Source organism: Mesobacillus jeotgali, from assembly GCF_014856545.2.
GTDB lineage: Bacteria > Bacillota > Bacilli > Bacillales > Cytobacillaceae > Mesobacillus.
Genome location: NZ_CP109811.1, coordinates 4,157,268 through 4,172,815 on the forward strand (window position 1 = coordinate 4,157,268; position 15,548 = coordinate 4,172,815).

The window sequence follows — 15,548 nt, forward strand, 5'->3', positions numbered from 1 at the left end:
AAATCCTTTCAGATTCACAATCTATATGACTTCATCCAGCCGTTTGATCAGGTCATTGATCCGCTCATCCTTGATCCGGTAGCTGACGGGATTGACGATCAGCCTCGATGTCACGCTTGTAATCGTTTCATACTCTACCAGGCCATTTTCCTTCAATGTCCTTCCGGTTGAAACGATGTCGACGATCCTGTCGGCGAGCCCGATCAATGGCGCAAGCTCGATTGACCCATTCAGTTTGATGATTTCGACCTGTTCGCCCTGTTCGCGGAAATAGGCTGCAGCGATGTTCGGGTATTTCGTCGCGATTTTCGGGGCGACATCATTCATTTTTGTATCTGGGAGCCCTGCAACGGCAAGATAGCAGCCGCTTATTTTTAAATCGAGCAGCTCGTACACGTCCCGTTCTTCCTCAAGCAGGACGTCCTTGCCGGCAATCCCTAGATCAGCGACACCATGTTCGACGTATGTAGCCACATCCATTGGCTTCGCTAAGATGAAGCGGAAGTTTTCTTCTTCCACGTCAATGATCAGTTTGCGGGAATCATCAAATTCAGGAGGCAAATCAAAGCCAGCGTTCCGCAGCAGTTCAACCGCTTCAGTAAAAATCCTGCCCTTTGGCATCGCAATGGTCAGCTGTTCATTCATTGCACTCCCTCCTTCCCAACAAGGTAAACGACATCAGCATAAGCGGCAGAACATGCATCAAGATTGCGTACGGCGCTGATGTCCTGGAGAATGATCCGTTCACCGTCTTCCCTGCGCTGTGCTGCAAGCTGATATGCTTCCTTTCTCCGTTCCTGACTGAAAAGGATGCAAGTGACCGGCTCAGGCGCGCCCAGATCGCCAAGGCTTTCAAGCAGGCGGTCGAGCCTGATCGCGAACCCTGTGGCTCCGGTTGATTTCCCGAATTTCTCGAGCAGCTTGTCATAGCGGCCTCCATTGCCGATTGGAAAGCCGACCATTCCTGCATAAACCTCAAATAAAATGCCTGTATAGTAGCTCATATGGCTGACAATCGTTAAGTCAAATTTGACCCGGGTGCTTTCACCGAAGTCTTCGATGATTGAACAAAGCAGCTTCATTTCATCCAGCGCCACTCTGCCTTTTCCGTTTTCGATGAGCTCGGACGCTTTGTCAATCACTTCCGGCCCCCCGCGCAAATCAAGGAAAGCGAGAAGTCTTTGTGAATCGATTGATGACAGCGGCAGTGCTTTGACATGTTCTCGATAACCGACATAATTCTTTTCATATAAAAATTTCGTCAGCTCCCTGGCTCGGTCCTCTGTGCCAAGTATCTGTACAAACAACTCGTTGACGAAGCCAACATGACCAACAGAAAGCTGAAACTGTTCCAGCCCAGCTTTTTTCAGCGAAGAAATCGCAAGTGAGATCATTTCGCCATCCGCGCTGACCGAATCATCACCAATACACTCGACACCAATCTGCTCGAATTCCGCCGGCCTTCCGCCTTCCCGCTGCTGAGCACGATAGACATTTGCAGAATAGGCCAACCTTAATGGGACCTGGTCCTTGAACAATTTAGACGCCGCAACCCTGGCAATCGGTGCGGTCATATCCGGCCGCAGCACGAGTGTATGCCCCTGCTGGTCCAATAGCTTGAACAGCTGCTGATCCAGGATTGCTGAAGCCGTTCCCACTGTTTCGTAATATTCAAGCGCAGGCGTTTCGATAAATTGGAAACCCCATTGCTTCATTTCTTTTTCGATTGTGCTCCGGACTCTTTCCTTCGCTTCATGCAATTCCGGAAGTGTATCCCGCATGCCAAGCGGCTTTTCAAACATGAATAATCTGCTCATTGTTTCCACCCTCTTCGTTGCTGGTGTTATCTATCTTAATTATCTAAATCCTTTAGTTCGCTAATATGGTAACAAGATGAAGTTATATGTAGTTTATCGTTGATTCTATTATTCGTCAACCTTAAGCTGTTCATGTTCTGCTTTTTAAAATAGAGCTGGAAGTCGGCGACCAGATCACGGACCTGATAGCCGCAGAAAGATCCGTTTTAAGGGCTGTTCCTTCCGTGAAGCACACGAGTTTGCTGACAAAACCATCAATTGTTATTGGAAATTTCATATGAATAGGCAATAAATTTTAAGATTGACTATTGCTGGCCGCCCATTTTAGCTGGATGAGACTTTTATTGGCGAAAAAATTTTTTATTGGCGATTTTCAAATTTTATTGGCGATAATTTGATTTTATTGGCGATTTTCACAACTTTATTGGCGAAAATCAATTTTTATTGGCGACTTGGAAATTTTCGCTGATTTTTTCCAGTTCATGAACTCAAGCGCACCCGTTTTTTCATCGCAGGCCACAATTCGATATAGTCAGGATCAACTATGAAAAAATGCAAAAAAGCGAAGCGGAGTAGAATCCGTTTCGCTTTTAGTTAGTTGTTTGTCCCATAAATTTCATCATTTGCCCAGCGTTGTGCCAGTTCTTCCTTTGTGTAGATCACACGCATCGGGTTGCCGCCGACAAAGGCTCCGGCCGGGACGTCTTTGTGGACTAGTGTTCCGGCGGAGACGATGGCGCCGTCCCCGATCCTGATGCCGGGCATGATGGTGGAATTGGCGCCAATCATGACTTCGCTGCCAATCTCAACATCGCCGAGGCGGTATTCCTTAATCAAGTATTCATGTGCCAGGATGGTCGTGTTATAGCCAATGACCGTATTGCGGCCAACGGAGATTTTTTCCGGGAACATGACGTCGAGCATGACCATCAGCGCAAAGGAGGTCTGGTCGCCGACCTTCATCCGCAGAAATGTACGGTACAGCCAGTTTTTTATACCGAGGAACGGCGTATATCGTGCCACCTGGATGACGGCGAAATTTTTGACGACCTTCCAGAACGGGACGGTTTTATAAACATGCCAGAGTGAGTTTGCTCCTTCTACTCGATAACGAGTCGTCCTTCTCATTCTACACCCCAAGGATTGGCAGGATATCAGCCATGTTTTCCAGAATGTAGTCTGGCTTGTATTCCTCTAGATGCTCTCTTCCTTTTATGGACCAGGCAACTCCAGCCGTTTTTGTGCCGGCGTTTTTGCCGCCGAGGATATCATGATGGTTATCACCGACCATGATCGCACGGTCCGGTGAGGATCCAAGCATGTCCAATGCTTTTAAAAGCGGCTCGGGATCGGGCTTCGCTTTTTCAACATGGTCAAGTGCGACGACCACCTCGAAAAACTCGTCCAAACCTGTCAGCTTCAAGCCCATTTGAACTACATCAGATCGCTTAGTCGTGACGATTCCCATATGGAAGCCGTTTTCCTTCAGCGTCCTGACCGTTTCATACACTCCCTCGAAACCTTTTACCAGCAGGTCGTGGTTTGCCAGGTTGTAAGTCCGGTAGGTTGTGATCATTTCCTCGTAGCCTTCTGGATCCAGCTTCTCGAATGATTCCTTTAAAGATGGCCCAAGAAACGGAAGGACATCCTCCCGTTTGTATTGGCCGGGATAATAGGTTTCCATTGTATGGAGAAAAGATGAAATAATCAGTTCGTTTGTATCAATCAAAGTCCCGTCAAGATCGAACAGGACTGTATCTATTTTATTGCTCATATACTGCTTCCTTTCTTTTCGCGATGTCCGCGCGGTTCCAGATGATCGCGACTGTGATTGTCAGTAATATTGCTACACCAAGGCGGATCAACAACAGCGGCAGCACTGGAATGCCAAGCGGAACGAAAATCAATGTATCCTCAACTACAGCGTGGCAGGCAACAAGGAAAATAAACGCCAGCGTGACATCCTTTTTGCTGACTCCATCCTCCTGGACTGCCTGGATCATTACGCCAGCGCCATATGCAAGCCCGATCAGCAGGCCGGCTGCCATTGTCGTCGAGGTGTTCTCCTTCATGCCGAGCGCTCTTGTTGCAGGTGCCATCCATCTTGAAAAAACGGCAAGCCACTGCTTATCCTTCATGATCTGGACAACGACCATCAGCGGTATGACGATGATGGCCAGCTGAAATATGCCGAGCCCCGCCTTCGTAATGCCTTCAAGCAGGATCGCTCCCCATCCTGAAACCTCTTCACTTTTAGCAGGGATCATCCCGTATTTCGCGATTTCAGATCCGCCATTCCAAACAAGATTGATGACCACTGCAGATATGAACGCAAGCCCTAAACGTACGAGGACGATGATCCACAGCTTGACGCCAACCTTGACGGCTACACTCGATTCAACCAGCATATTATGCGAAAAGCTCAGCATCACCGCAATGATGAAGACTTCTTTTACCGTCAAATCAAGCGTCAGGATTGCTCCAATTGCTGCGTATAAATTAAGGAAATTCCCAATGACAAGCGGAATCGCCGCATCTCCTGACAAGCCGAACAGCGACATCAAGGGCGTGATCAGTTTGATTAACCACGGAAGGATTGGGGTGTATTGTAGGATCGACACAATCAAGGTGACGGGAAAGATGACCTTCCCGAGCGCCCAAGTTGTGTTCAAGCCAACCATCAACCCTCTTTTTAATGTAGAACCCATTGAAGCATCTCTCCCATTTGTTATGCCTTGATTCATTTTATTTATTGATTTTCACTTTTAGTAACCCGAAATTCTAGTTCTCTAAATATCGTACTTTCGAATAGCCTTTGACTCTTCTGAAAATCCATAAGCCGATTGCAAAAACAATCAATGCGATCGAAATGGTCTGGGCAATCCTCAATGATTCTGTCAGCATCAGGCTGTCTGTGCGCATTCCTTCAACGAAGAAGCGGCCGATTGAGTACCAGATAACATAGCTGAGGAAAATCTCCCCGCGGCCCAGGTTGACTCTGCGCAATGACATCAGCAGGATGAAACCAAGCAAATTCCAAATTGATTCATACAAGAACGTTGGATGATAATATGTTCCATTGATATACATCTGGTTGATGATGAACTCAGGCAGGTAGAGGTTCTCCAAAAACGCCCTCGTCACTTCCCCGCCATGTGCTTCCTGGTTCATGAAGTTTCCCCAGCGGCCGATTGCCTGTCCAAGGATGATGCTGGGCGCTGCGATATCCGCAAGCTTCCAAAACGAAACGTTCCGTGACTTCGTAAAGAAATACGCAGTTACAACGGATCCGATCAGCGCACCGTGAATCGCGATGCCGCCATTCCAGATCTTGAAAATCTCGCCTGGATACTGTGCGTAATACTCCCATTGAAAAATTACATAGTAAAGTCTCGCTGATAAGATCGCGATCGGTATGGCCCAGAGCATCAGATCCGCAAAAATATCTTTTGGCAGACCGCGGCGTTCACCTTCTCGCATGGCAATCCACAATGCAAGCGCAATCCCAAGCCCGATGATGACGCCATACCAGTGTACCTGAATCGGCCCGAGCGAAAAAGCAATCGGGTCAATCGGCTGAATATTTTTCTCCATGTCATTTCCCCTTTTTCACAAGAAAAGCGCAAGCTACTTGTCCAGCCCCGACAAGCGCTGGAGGGCCGACCGGTGAAGTCGTTCTTTGACTTCATTGGGCGGACCGAAGCGACTCGAGGGGCTAGGCGCTGAAGCTGGACAATTCTCGAAGTGAATTTTATATATAGCGAATAATTTTAAAAATCATTCGTACCAACACTTTAGCCGTTATTAATCAAACGTTTGATTAAGGCTTATTATTGTTTTCAAATCAAGGTTTTCAAGACCCTCTTGTAAAAGAGTCCCCACTTCATTCATGCAATTAGCTTTGTTTACTTCTTAATGTTCATCATGGTCGCCGTCTTCGATGACATCGGACAGCCTGTTGGTGAATTGCTCTGCTGCATTGACACCCATGCGCTTCAGCCTGAAGTTCATCGCTGCTACCTCGATGATGACAGCAAGGTTTCGGCCGGGACGTACAGGAATTGTCAGCTTGGTTATATCGGTGTCGAGAATTTTCATCTTCTCTTCATCAAGGCCCAGTCTGTCATAGGATTTTTTCTGATCCCAAATCTCAAGGTCAATGATCAGTGAAATCCGTTTATGCGAACGTACGGCACCAGCACCGAACAGCGTCATCACATTGATGATTCCTACCCCGCGAATTTCCAGAAGATGCTCAATCAAATCCGGCGAATTTCCGACCAGAGTCCCGATATCCTCCTGGCGGATTTCAACACAATCATCGGCTACGAGACGATGTCCCCTCTTTACCAATTCGAGCGCTGTTTCACTTTTACCAACTCCGCTTTTTCCGGTGATCAGGACGCCGATTCCATATAAATCGACCAATACCCCGTGAACTGCAGTTGTCGGTGCCAGCTTGCTCTCGAGATAGTTTGTCAGATGACTGGAGAGCCTAGTTGTTTTTTGCTTCGAACGCAGGAGTGGCACTGATTCTCGCTCTGCCGCCTCGACCAGTTCAACTGGAACCTCCATGTCCCTTGTGACAATGATGCCCGGAGTAATATCTGTACAAAGCTTTTGCATCCGCTCTGTCCTGTCGCGAGAGTTCAATTTCTCAAAGAAGGTCAGTTCTGTTTTACCGAGAAGCTGCAGGCGCTCCGCAGGATAGTATTCAAAATAACCAGCGATTTCGAGGCCCGGCCTTGAAATATCAGTAGTCGTAATCGGACGATTGATTCCTTCCTCTCCGCTTACCAATTCCATGTCGAATTTCTTGATGAGGTCTTTAGTACGGACTTTTGGCAAAGAAGTTCCTCCTTTATTAGGACGTTAATTTTCCACATGATAACAATACTTTTTATTTTAGCACTTTTTCATGAAGAACCAAATACAAGGAGCTAAAAAACAGCTTAGATTCGCAGAGAACATTTGAATTCGTATTAGCAGAGACGAGTGGCGGTCTATACAACCGCTGGCGGGCATTTGTATAATAAGAGTAACAAAGGGTAAAGAAAGAAGAACAGGACATAACTATCAGGTGATAAAATGAAGGATTTAATGCTGATCAATGCCAGTGTGTTAACACAAGATGGCATGATTGAAAAAGGTTACATTTTAATAAAGGACGGGAAGATTGCCGAAACGGGATCCATATCCTCCCTCCCCCAACATCAGGCAGAGGTTGTCGCGCTTCCAGAAGACAGCACGATTGTCCCAGGATTTATCGATGTGCACATCCACGGTGCAGGTGGAGCCGATACGATGGATGCGACCACTGAGGCGCTCACGACGATGGCGTCAACCCTCCCTGAGGAAGGAACCACAAGCTTCCTGGCAACGACAATCACCCAGGAGCAAAAGGCCATTATGAATGCTTTGGAGAATGCTGCCGAATATATCGAGCACCATAACCAGCCGGGTAAAGCTGAGGTACTTGGGCTTCATTTAGAAGGTCCTTTCATCAATGAATCGCGAAAAGGAGCTCAGCCAGCACAGTACATCCTCACACCGGATATCGAGCAGTTCATGAGGATGCAGGAAGCTTCGGGAAACAATATCAGGCTTGTAACACTCGCTCCGGAAAAAGAAAATGGCAATAAACTTATAGCTTACCTGGCCGAAAATGGTGTCATCGCCTCGGTCGGCCACTCGGATGCCACTTACGGTCAAATGGCTGAAGCAGTAAAAGCAGGAGCTACCCATGTGACGCATTTGTTCAATGGCATGCGCGGGATGCATCATCGAGATCCGGGCGTAGCCGGTGCTGCCCTGCTTTTTGAAGAGTTGAAGATTGAAATGATTGCGGACGGAATCCATGTCGTTCCCGAAATGGTCGATTTATCGATTCGCGCCAAAGGAACGGATGGAGTCATTTTGATTACCGACTCAATGAGAGCGAAGTGCCTTAAAAGTGGCACTTACGACCTTGGCGGACAGGAAGTCAGCGTCGCGGACGGGAAGGCTCTTTTAGCTGATGGCACATTGGCTGGCAGTATTTTAAAAATGAAAGATGCTTTGAAGAATATGATGGAATTTACAGGCATCAGTCTTGAAGAAGCAGTTAAGCTTGCCAGCGAGAATCCCGCCAGGCAGCTGAAGGTTTTTGACCAAAAAGGAAGCATTGCACCTGGCAAAGACGCTGATCTTGTCGTATTGGACCGTAACCATCAGGTTGCCATGTCGTTTTGCCGTGGAGTACCTAGCTATACTCGATAACAACAGCTTTGAAAGAGGTGATGACGTATGAAATTGATTTCAACTTCAAACTACGAGGAACTGAGCCAAAAAGCTGCAGAGGAAATCATCTCACGAATAAAGCAGAATCCATCGCTCAACCTTGGACTTGCTACCGGGAGTACGCCAACTGGCCTCTATCAGGAGCTCATCAGGGATCATAAGCAGAACAGGACCTCCTACAAAGAAATCAACACATTTAACCTGGACGAGTACATTGGAATTCCCAAAAAAGATCGAAATAGCTATCACTACTTTATGTGTGAACATTTATTTGAGCACATTGATATTCCGCTTGACCAAACTCATATTCCAGATGGAACAGCGAACAACCTGGACGAGGAATGCATGCGCTATGAACAGTTCATTGTTGAGCATGGCGGCATTGATCTGCAGATTCTCGGAATAGGACAGAACGGGCATATTGGTTTTAACGAACCAGGGACTCCCTTTGACAGCAGAACGCATATCATCGACCTGGCAGAAAGCACACGGAAAGCAAACTCCAGGTTCTTTGAATCATTGGAGGATGTTCCTAAGCAAGCGATCACCATGGGAATTGCCTCGATCATGGATAGCAAAGAAATCTTCCTGCTTGTTTCCGGAGCCTCCAAGGCAAAAGCACTATCTCGTTTAATCAATGGCGAAGTCAGCGTGCAATTCCCTGCCTCCATCCTTCAAAAGCATGAAAATGTGACGATTTTTGCTGATAAAGAAGCGACAGGATTACTTTAAGACTTCTATATGAAAATGCTCTTTTCGCAGAAAGTATATAGAGACCCAATTTTAGGGTCTTTTTTTAATGAGAAGTGAGAGCTGATTTTCGTTAAATGTCGAAAAGGAAAATAAATCATTGCTTATTTCCACGGAAATAATCGAACCTGCCTGTCGAAATATTTGTCTCGCTCGCTTAAAATGAGGGTACTACATAAAACAAAAGGGGTAGATGTCATGTTGAAGAATTTCCAGATTGATGATCACATTAAGAACCAAATGACGGATGAAATAAAGAGATATTTCCTTGAAGAACGTGGAGAGGAGCTAGGGGATCTGGCTGCATTGCTGATTCTTGAGTTTGTTGCAGATAAGCTCGCTCCCCACTTCTATAACATCGGAATCCAGGATGCCCACGAGTTTATGTCGCAACGGGTTGAGGATATTTTTGAATTGAATAAATAATAGCTGAGTTATTTTCGGAGGATAAGTCCCCTGTAGAAGGATGGTTAAGAAAAGCAATACCCCATTTAAAAACTGGCTTTATCTAATGTCACTATGTCCTTTTTCTGCCTTTGGTCATATATATACTGATGAGGAAATCTTTTATCGGAAGGTGTGATAATCTTGAAGATCATGCTTGATGCTGGGCATGGCTACAACACCCCGGGTAAGCGAAGTCCTGATGGTATGAGAGAATATGAGTTTAACAGGGCTGTGGCGAATTACGCCAGACAGCTGCTGGCAAACTATAAGAATGTTACAGTGTATTTTTCTCATTCCGATCAGCGGGATGTATCATTGAAGGCTAGGACAGATAAGGCAAACAGCCTGAATGTAGATATATTTGTTTCGATTCATGCCAATGCTTTTGGCAGCGGCGGCTGGAGCAATGTCGGCGGTATTGAAACATTTGTCTATCCAACAAGGCCGCCTGTGGCTTATCAGTTAGCGCAAAAGATTCAACGCACCCTTGTCATCTCAACAGGCCTCGAAAACCGTGGTGTAAAAACAGCCGATTTCCATGTCCTAAGAGAAACTGAAATGGACGCCGTGCTGGTGGAATGCGGCTTCATGACCAACCGAAATGAAATTAAACTGCTCCGTTCTGAAACATATCGCCGAACGATTGCAGAAGGAATTGTGAAAGCATTAGCAGAACAGTTCAGGCTGCAGCGCAAGGCTAATGCTGCACCGGCACCTACACCAGCGCCCGCACCAAAGCCAGAACCAACGCCTGCTCCGTCATCCGCCAAATCCTCTGCGCCAGCCAACAAAGGCGGGCTATATAAGGTTCAGGTTGGAGCATTCGAAAATGAGGAAAATGCCCAGGAACTTGCACAACGATTACTGAAAGCGGGCTTTGAGGTCTATATAGATAAAGAATAGATAAAGGCCGACACAAATGTGCCGGCCCTTTATATTTATTCTTTTGATTCACGCAAGAATGTGTTCTGGATGACCAGATTTGCGATTGACATGATGATTGCCGTAAGCAGTGCCATGCCAAAACTGGAGATCTCGAAAGAACTTCCCATCAAACTATCTGTCAGTGTCAGCGTGATTGCATTGATGACAAACAAGAATAGTCCCAGGCTAATCACAGTTACAGGAAGTGTCAGCAAAATCAAGATTGGCTTAACGAGAACATTCAAAATGGAGAGAATGAAACTTGCTCCTAAAGCGGCACCGAAGCCAGAAAGATATATATCATTCTCGAAATAGCCGGCAAGAGCCATGAAGAGAACAGCGTTAATGACAATCCCTAACAGCCACCTCATCTTTTTAATACCCTTCCCTGTTTGGCATGACGAACACTAATATAAGGTAGATCATAGCCATTGGAAAAAATGCTGTACTGAACGTCAAGATTACAAATAATATGCGCAGCAGCCCCGGACTCATCCCAAAGGATTCGGCCATGCCCCCAAGCACGCCTGCCAGCATTCGATTTTTCCTTGAGCGGGTTAATTTCATTTCATTCACCCTTCCTGTTTTCGCATTTCTATTGGATTAATTTCTTAACGGCAATTGAGCCAGTTTTTGTATCCGCATGGAGACTGACAGCTTTTTGCCCGCTATCCGCAGGCTTGAAACGCAGGTTTTTCTGGACCATATCGCTTTTCTCCTCAACCACCTGGATGCCGTCGATTTCAATTGTAAAACCGCCCAGATTTGATTTCAGCTCACCGCTGGCCGGTGTCTTCTCAGGCAGGAAGACCTCGATGCTGCCGGTAGTCGCCTTCACTTCCACACTCTCACAATCTTGATTTTTCACAGTACATGTCACATTACCATTGAAAGACTGAAGATCGACATGATCGAAAAAGCCATCCGCCTTGATGGCGCCATTGATTGTTTCAGCCTCCAGTTCCTTGATTGCGCTTCTGGTGATATTGATCTGGCCATTTGCTGTTTCTGTTTCGAGCTTTCCGCACTCAAGATTTCCAAGCAACACTTTCCCGTTCGCTGTTTTTGCGCGGCAATCCTTCACTGTTAAGTTTTCACCTTCGATAGAGCCATTAAACAGGCGGATTCGAACATTCTCATATTCTTCTTTAGGAATATGGATGACCGCATCGACCTTCATCCACTTTTGCTGGACCGAAAAACGGAGTTTCTGGTTTTCAATTGTGAAAATGGCATCCTCTAAAAACTTCCTGCGCGCCTCATCCTGGTTTTCCACTCTGTATACTTTCGCGCTGCACTCGATGCGTACATCCTTTTGCTCCCATGGCACAACCTTAACAGATCCATTTGCCATATCGATATCCACCTGATTCAGATAGGCGTCGCCCTGCTGGAAAATATGCGTGATATCGACAGACTGGCCAAAGTTAAGGTCCAGATCAAAGTCCTTAATTTTTTTGAATGCTGAATCAACAAAATCCAGCACCTTGTCTTTCATTGTGTTGAATTTATAGGAATTGAAGTCTTCTTTTTTGAACTCTTCTTTTTTCGCATCCTCAAACTTTACATCTGTTGACAATGCAGTTGATTTCTCCTGGTGCTGTGCATTCCCGTGCTCCAGCTGCTCGATCATGAATAAAGCTTCATCAACTGTCAATTTTCCTTCTTCAACAAGCTTAAGAATCCTTTTACGTTCTTCCTTCATCATTTCCATCCCCCTCAATTTATATTAAGCACTTTTATCCCTTTGACCAGATTCCAAATTAACACGATGAGGCTCAATATGACCATCAATATAGCGCTGCTGAACATGAGTACAGGGAAATCCCCCGTTCCTCCTGTAAAATCCAGAAAAGCTGAAATTAAAATAAGCGGCAGCGGGATCAGCGGAATGAGATGAGACAAAAGAGCCTTTTTCGCATGAACCTTTACATCCTCATCCTCTGATGCAAAATAAGCTACAAGAGGAAACAAAATCCCGGCAAACATAATACTGAAATAACACAAAGCAGATAGAATCCTTTTCGTATCCATCCTCTTCAACTCCTTAGAAATTAATACGCTCGGGAGTCATGGAAGTTTCATTTCTTTATGAAATTAGTTCGACAAATTGCGATGTAACCCTTGTTTATCTTCAATTCTAGGTGGTGAAAGTTATGTGAATGTTTTTCGTAGGGGATTTCCTTTTGATTTTCGTCGTTTTATAGGATTTTCGAGTGATATTGATTAAATTCACCTGGCTGGAAAATTTATTCTCTTACTCATAACCCTTAATTGCATCTAGAATCATCATAATTGCACAAAGATAGGTGATAATTGCACGCTTGCAGGCTGTAATTGCACGGAAATCATGAATAATTGCACCTTCACCCTAATTTTGGAAAAACAAACCCACTTTTCACAAAGAAAAACCCTTCCATAAAACGGAAGGGCACGAATTACTAATACGCATTGCTTGTGCTTTTTTCTTTTTCCTTTATTTGTTCTTTCATCCGCAATCTGTCGCGTTCCAATATCGGTTTGAGATACTTGCCTGTGTAGGAATCAGCCACTTCGGCAATCTTTTCTGGTGTTCCGGTGGCAACGATCGTGCCGCCGCGGTCACCGCCTTCAGGTCCGAGGTCGACGATGTAGTCGGCTGCTTTGATGACATCAAGATTATGCTCAATCACCAGAACGGTATCCCCGTTTTCGACGAGTCGCTGCAGGACTGTCAGCAGGCGGGAAATGTCATCGACATGCAAACCTGTTGTTGGTTCGTCTAAAATGTACAGCGACCGGCCGGTTGAGCGGCGATGCAGCTCGGAAGCCAGCTTCACACGCTGAGCTTCCCCGCCGGAAAGAGTCGTCGCAGGCTGGCCAAGTGTGATGTATCCAAGTCCTACATCGTAAATCGTCTGGAGCTTGCGGGCAATCTTAGGAATGTTCGCGAAAAATTCCACCCCGGCTTCAACCGTCATTTCCAGGATATCGGAAATGTTTTTGCCTTTATACTTTACTTCCAGAGTCTCGCGGTTGTAGCGCTTGCCATGGCAGACTTCACAAGGCACGTACACATCCGGCAGGAAGTGCATCTCGATTTTGATGATGCCGTCGCCGCGGCATGCTTCACAGCGCCCGCCTTTGACGTTGAAGCTGAAACGTCCTTTTTTATAGCCTCGGACCTTAGCTTCATTTGTGGATGCAAATACGTCCCGGATATCATCAAAAACACCCGTATAAGTAGCCGGGTTCGATCTCGGCGTGCGTCCTATTGGCGACTGGTCGATGTCGATGACCTTATCGAGGTGCTCGACACCCTTGATTTCCTTGAACTCGCCTGGCTTGCTTTTCGCACGGTGCAGCTGCATCGCCAGCGATTTATGAAGGATTTCATTGATCAGCGTACTTTTACCAGAACCGGAAACACCAGTCACAGCCATGAAGGTTCCAAGCGGGAACTTCACACTGACATTTTTCAGGTTGTTTTCCTTGGCGCCCTTGATTTCAATATAACGGCCATCTGGCTTTCGTCGCTCAATCGGCAGCGGGATGAACTTTTTACCGGACAGGTACTGGCCTGTCAGTGAATTAGGATCATCCATTACCTCAGCAGGCGTACCCTGGGAGATGATTTCCCCGCCATGGACACCTGCTCCGGGACCGATATCGATCAGGTGATCGGCCGCGAGCATTGTGTCTTCATCATGCTCAACAACAATCAAGGTATTGCCGATGTCGCGCATGTTTTTCAGCGTATCGATCAGCCTGTCATTGTCGCGCTGATGCAAACCGATGGATGGCTCATCAAGTATATAGAGGACACCAGTCAGGCGCGAACCAATCTGGGTTGCCAGCCTGATACGCTGGGCCTCACCTCCGGATAGCGTTCCAGCCGAGCGGCTCATCGTCAGGTAATCCAATCCGACATTGATCAGGAAGCCAAGGCGTTCCGTAATCTCACGGAAAATCATATTAGCAATCTTCATTTCTTTTTCCGAAAGTTCAAGACTCTGGAAAAATTGATGCGCTTCCTCAACCGATAATGAGGTCACTTCACCGATATGGCGACCGTCCACAAGGACAGCAAGCGTTTCCCGCTTCAGCCTGTATCCTTTACAGGTCGGGCAGGCGTGCTCGCCCATATACTTTTCCATCTGTTCGCGTATATAATCGGAGCCTGTTTCTTTATAGCGGCGCTCGATATTTTTCAATACGCCCTCAAAAACAATATAGTTCTCACGTACCTGGCCCCAGTCATTTTCATAGCGGAAATAAATCCGGTCTTTTTCTGAGCCATAAAGGATTTTGTCCATCTCATGGTCAGGCAGGTCCTTCACTGGTACGTCCATATCGATTCCATAATGATTGCAGACCGCTTCAAGCAGCTGCGGATAATACTGCGAGCTTGTTGGTTCCCATGGGGCGATTGCATGCTGCTTCAATGAGAGCTCCTTGTTCGGGACAACCAAGTCCACATCAACCTCTAACTTTGCACCGAGCCCGTCACATTCCGGGCAGGCACCAAACGGGCTGTTGAAAGAGAACATACGAGGCTCAAGTTCGCCGATTGAGAAGCCGCAAATCGGGCAGGCGTGGTTTTCACTGAACATCAGCTCTTCTTCTCCGATTACGTCGATCAGGACATTTCCTTCGCCTAGCTTGAGAGCAGCTTCCATGGAGTCCGCCAGACGGGCAGCAATGCCTTCCTTGACGACAATCCGGTCGATGACGACTTCAATCGAATGTTTCTTATTTTTCTCAAGTTCAATTTCGTCGCTCAGGTCATGCATCTCTCCGTCAACACGGACACGTACATAGCCTTGCTTTTTCACATCCTCAAAAACCTTTACGTGCGTCCCCTTCCTTCCGGAAACAAGCGGAGCAAGGATTTGCAGTTTTGTCCTTTCTGGATATTCAAGCACACGGTCGACCATCTGCTCGATTGTCTGTGAGGAAATTTCGATATTGTGAACCGGGCAGGTTGGACGTCCTACTCTGGCAAATAGCAAACGTAAATAATCATAAATCTCAGTCACCGTTCCAACTGTTGAACGGGGGTTTCGGCTCGTCGTCTTCTGGTCGATGGAAATGGCCGGGGATAATCCTTCGATTAAGTCAACATCCGGCTTGTCCATCTGGCCAAGGAATTGGCGCGCGTACGCAGACAATGACTCTACATAACGGCGCTGTCCTTCTGCGTAAATCGTATCAAATGCCAGCGAGGACTTTCCTGAACCGGAAAGCCCTGTCAGCACAACAAGCTTGTCTCTCGGAATGGTGACATCTATATTTTTCAAGTTATGGGCCCTGGCGCCTTTGACAATCAATTTATCCATAGCCATGGTATCG

General features: G+C 46.5%; 16 protein-coding genes. 4 read left to right on the forward strand and 12 right to left on the reverse strand.

Features of this window, described 5'->3' with window-relative positions:
* Nucleotides 1-21: 21 nt before the first annotated feature.
* The 7 genes from hisG to hprK form a co-directional block, all read right to left on the reverse strand.
* Entirely contained in the window at nt 22-645 is a 624-nt protein-coding gene (gene hisG, locus FOF60_RS21340) for an ATP phosphoribosyltransferase (protein ID WP_192470038.1), read from the reverse strand.
* Nucleotides 642-1,817: an ATP phosphoribosyltransferase regulatory subunit gene (locus FOF60_RS21345; RefSeq protein ID WP_192470037.1), complete on the reverse strand. Its 1,176-nt coding sequence runs from the start codon at nt 1,815-1,817 to the stop codon at nt 642-644. Before FOF60_RS21345 ends, hisG begins: the two co-directional genes overlap by 4 nt.
* 594 nt (nt 1,818-2,411) lie before the next feature.
* Nucleotides 2,412-2,945 (reverse strand): acyltransferase, encoded by a 534-nt coding sequence (locus FOF60_RS21350; protein WP_192470180.1) that lies wholly within the window; start codon nt 2,943-2,945, stop codon nt 2,412-2,414.
* A gap of 1 nt (nt 2,946) precedes the next feature.
* Nucleotides 2,947-3,591, reverse strand: a complete 645-nt coding sequence (ppaX, locus tag FOF60_RS21355; protein WP_192470036.1) for a pyrophosphatase PpaX — start codon at nt 3,589-3,591, stop codon at nt 2,947-2,949.
* A complete protein-coding gene (locus FOF60_RS21360; protein ID WP_192470035.1) occupies nt 3,581-4,525 on the reverse strand; it encodes a nucleoside recognition domain-containing protein in 945 nt (314 codons plus the stop codon). Before FOF60_RS21360 ends, ppaX begins: the two co-directional genes overlap by 11 nt.
* 73 nt (nt 4,526-4,598) lie before the next feature.
* Entirely contained in the window at nt 4,599-5,411 is an 813-nt protein-coding gene (gene lgt, locus FOF60_RS21365; protein WP_192470034.1) for a prolipoprotein diacylglyceryl transferase, read from the reverse strand.
* A 318-nt stretch (nt 5,412-5,729) separates the two neighbouring features.
* Nucleotides 5,730-6,665, reverse strand: coding sequence for an HPr(Ser) kinase/phosphatase (gene hprK, locus FOF60_RS21370; RefSeq protein WP_192470033.1), 936 nt, complete (start codon nt 6,663-6,665; stop codon nt 5,730-5,732).
* Between the two features lie 240 nt (nt 6,666-6,905).
* On the opposite strand from hprK, the gene nagA reads away from it, so the two are divergent.
* The 4 genes from nagA to FOF60_RS21390 all read left to right on the forward strand — a co-directional run bounded on the left by nagA (nt 6,906) and on the right by FOF60_RS21390 (nt 10,196).
* Nucleotides 6,906-8,075, forward strand: coding sequence for an N-acetylglucosamine-6-phosphate deacetylase (gene nagA / locus FOF60_RS21375; RefSeq protein ID WP_192470032.1), 1,170 nt, complete (start codon nt 6,906-6,908; stop codon nt 8,073-8,075).
* Nucleotides 8,076-8,102: 27 nt separating this feature from the next.
* Nucleotides 8,103-8,828 (forward strand): glucosamine-6-phosphate deaminase, encoded by a 726-nt coding sequence (gene nagB, locus FOF60_RS21380; RefSeq protein ID WP_192470031.1) that lies wholly within the window; start codon nt 8,103-8,105, stop codon nt 8,826-8,828.
* Between the two features lie 216 nt (nt 8,829-9,044).
* A complete protein-coding gene (locus tag FOF60_RS21385; RefSeq protein WP_192470030.1) occupies nt 9,045-9,272 on the forward strand; it encodes a DUF2164 domain-containing protein in 228 nt (75 codons plus the stop codon).
* Between the two features lie 171 nt (nt 9,273-9,443).
* The gene (locus tag FOF60_RS21390) at nt 9,444-10,196 is read left to right on the forward strand and encodes an N-acetylmuramoyl-L-alanine amidase (protein ID WP_319801591.1); all 753 of its coding nucleotides are present in this window, start codon (nt 9,444-9,446) and stop codon (nt 10,194-10,196) included.
* A 35-nt stretch (nt 10,197-10,231) separates the two neighbouring features.
* On the opposite strand, the gene FOF60_RS21395 is transcribed toward FOF60_RS21390, so the two are convergent.
* The 5 genes from FOF60_RS21395 to uvrA form a co-directional block, all read right to left on the reverse strand.
* Nucleotides 10,232-10,588 (reverse strand): phage holin family protein, encoded by a 357-nt coding sequence (locus tag FOF60_RS21395; RefSeq protein ID WP_192470028.1) that lies wholly within the window; start codon nt 10,586-10,588, stop codon nt 10,232-10,234.
* Nucleotides 10,589-10,592: 4 nt separating this feature from the next.
* Nucleotides 10,593-10,784 (reverse strand): PspC domain-containing protein, encoded by a 192-nt coding sequence (locus FOF60_RS21400; protein WP_192470027.1) that lies wholly within the window; start codon nt 10,782-10,784, stop codon nt 10,593-10,595.
* A gap of 28 nt (nt 10,785-10,812) precedes the next feature.
* Nucleotides 10,813-11,925: a DUF4097 family beta strand repeat-containing protein gene (locus tag FOF60_RS21405; RefSeq protein WP_319801546.1), complete on the reverse strand. Its 1,113-nt coding sequence runs from the start codon at nt 11,923-11,925 to the stop codon at nt 10,813-10,815.
* Between the two features lie 11 nt (nt 11,926-11,936).
* The gene (locus tag FOF60_RS21410; protein WP_192470026.1) at nt 11,937-12,251 is read right to left on the reverse strand and encodes a magnetosome magnetite crystal formation protein family; all 315 of its coding nucleotides are present in this window, start codon (nt 12,249-12,251) and stop codon (nt 11,937-11,939) included.
* 407 nt (nt 12,252-12,658) lie between these two features.
* Nucleotides 12,659-15,541, reverse strand: coding sequence for an excinuclease ABC subunit UvrA (gene uvrA, locus FOF60_RS21415; protein WP_192470025.1), 2,883 nt, complete (start codon nt 15,539-15,541; stop codon nt 12,659-12,661).
* Nucleotides 15,542-15,548 lie beyond the last annotated feature (7 nt).

Bases quoted from the DNA above. Each gene is read 5' to 3' on its own strand.
- nagA (WP_192470032.1), top strand. From the start codon at position 6,906: ATGAAGGATTTAATGCTGATCAATGCCAGTGTGTTAACACAAGATGGC.
- FOF60_RS21360 (WP_192470035.1), bottom strand. From the start codon at position 4,525: ATGGGTTCTACATTAAAAAGAGGGTTGATGGTTGGCTTGAACACAACT.
- FOF60_RS21345 (WP_192470037.1), bottom strand. From the start codon at position 1,817: ATGAGCAGATTATTCATGTTTGAAAAGCCGCTTGGCATGCGGGATACA.
- uvrA (WP_192470025.1), bottom strand. From the start codon at position 15,541: ATGGCTATGGATAAATTGATTGTCAAAGGCGCCAGGGCCCATAACTTG.
- ppaX (WP_192470036.1), bottom strand. From the start codon at position 3,591: ATGAGCAATAAAATAGATACAGTCCTGTTCGATCTTGACGGGACTTTG.
- lgt (WP_192470034.1), bottom strand. From the start codon at position 5,411: ATGGAGAAAAATATTCAGCCGATTGACCCGATTGCTTTTTCGCTCGGG.
- FOF60_RS21385 (WP_192470030.1), top strand. From the start codon at position 9,045: ATGTTGAAGAATTTCCAGATTGATGATCACATTAAGAACCAAATGACG.
- hisG (WP_192470038.1), bottom strand. From the start codon at position 645: ATGAATGAACAGCTGACCATTGCGATGCCAAAGGGCAGGATTTTTACT.
- FOF60_RS21400 (WP_192470027.1), bottom strand. From the start codon at position 10,784: ATGAAATTAACCCGCTCAAGGAAAAATCGAATGCTGGCAGGCGTGCTT.
- FOF60_RS21390 (WP_319801591.1), top strand. From the start codon at position 9,444: ATGCTTGATGCTGGGCATGGCTACAACACCCCGGGTAAGCGAAGTCCT.
- FOF60_RS21410 (WP_192470026.1), bottom strand. From the start codon at position 12,251: ATGGATACGAAAAGGATTCTATCTGCTTTGTGTTATTTCAGTATTATG.
- nagB (WP_192470031.1), top strand. From the start codon at position 8,103: ATGAAATTGATTTCAACTTCAAACTACGAGGAACTGAGCCAAAAAGCT.
- FOF60_RS21395 (WP_192470028.1), bottom strand. From the start codon at position 10,588: ATGAGGTGGCTGTTAGGGATTGTCATTAACGCTGTTCTCTTCATGGCT.
- FOF60_RS21405 (WP_319801546.1), bottom strand. From the start codon at position 11,925: ATGATGAAGGAAGAACGTAAAAGGATTCTTAAGCTTGTTGAAGAAGGA.
- FOF60_RS21350 (WP_192470180.1), bottom strand. From the start codon at position 2,945: ATGAGAAGGACGACTCGTTATCGAGTAGAAGGAGCAAACTCACTCTGG.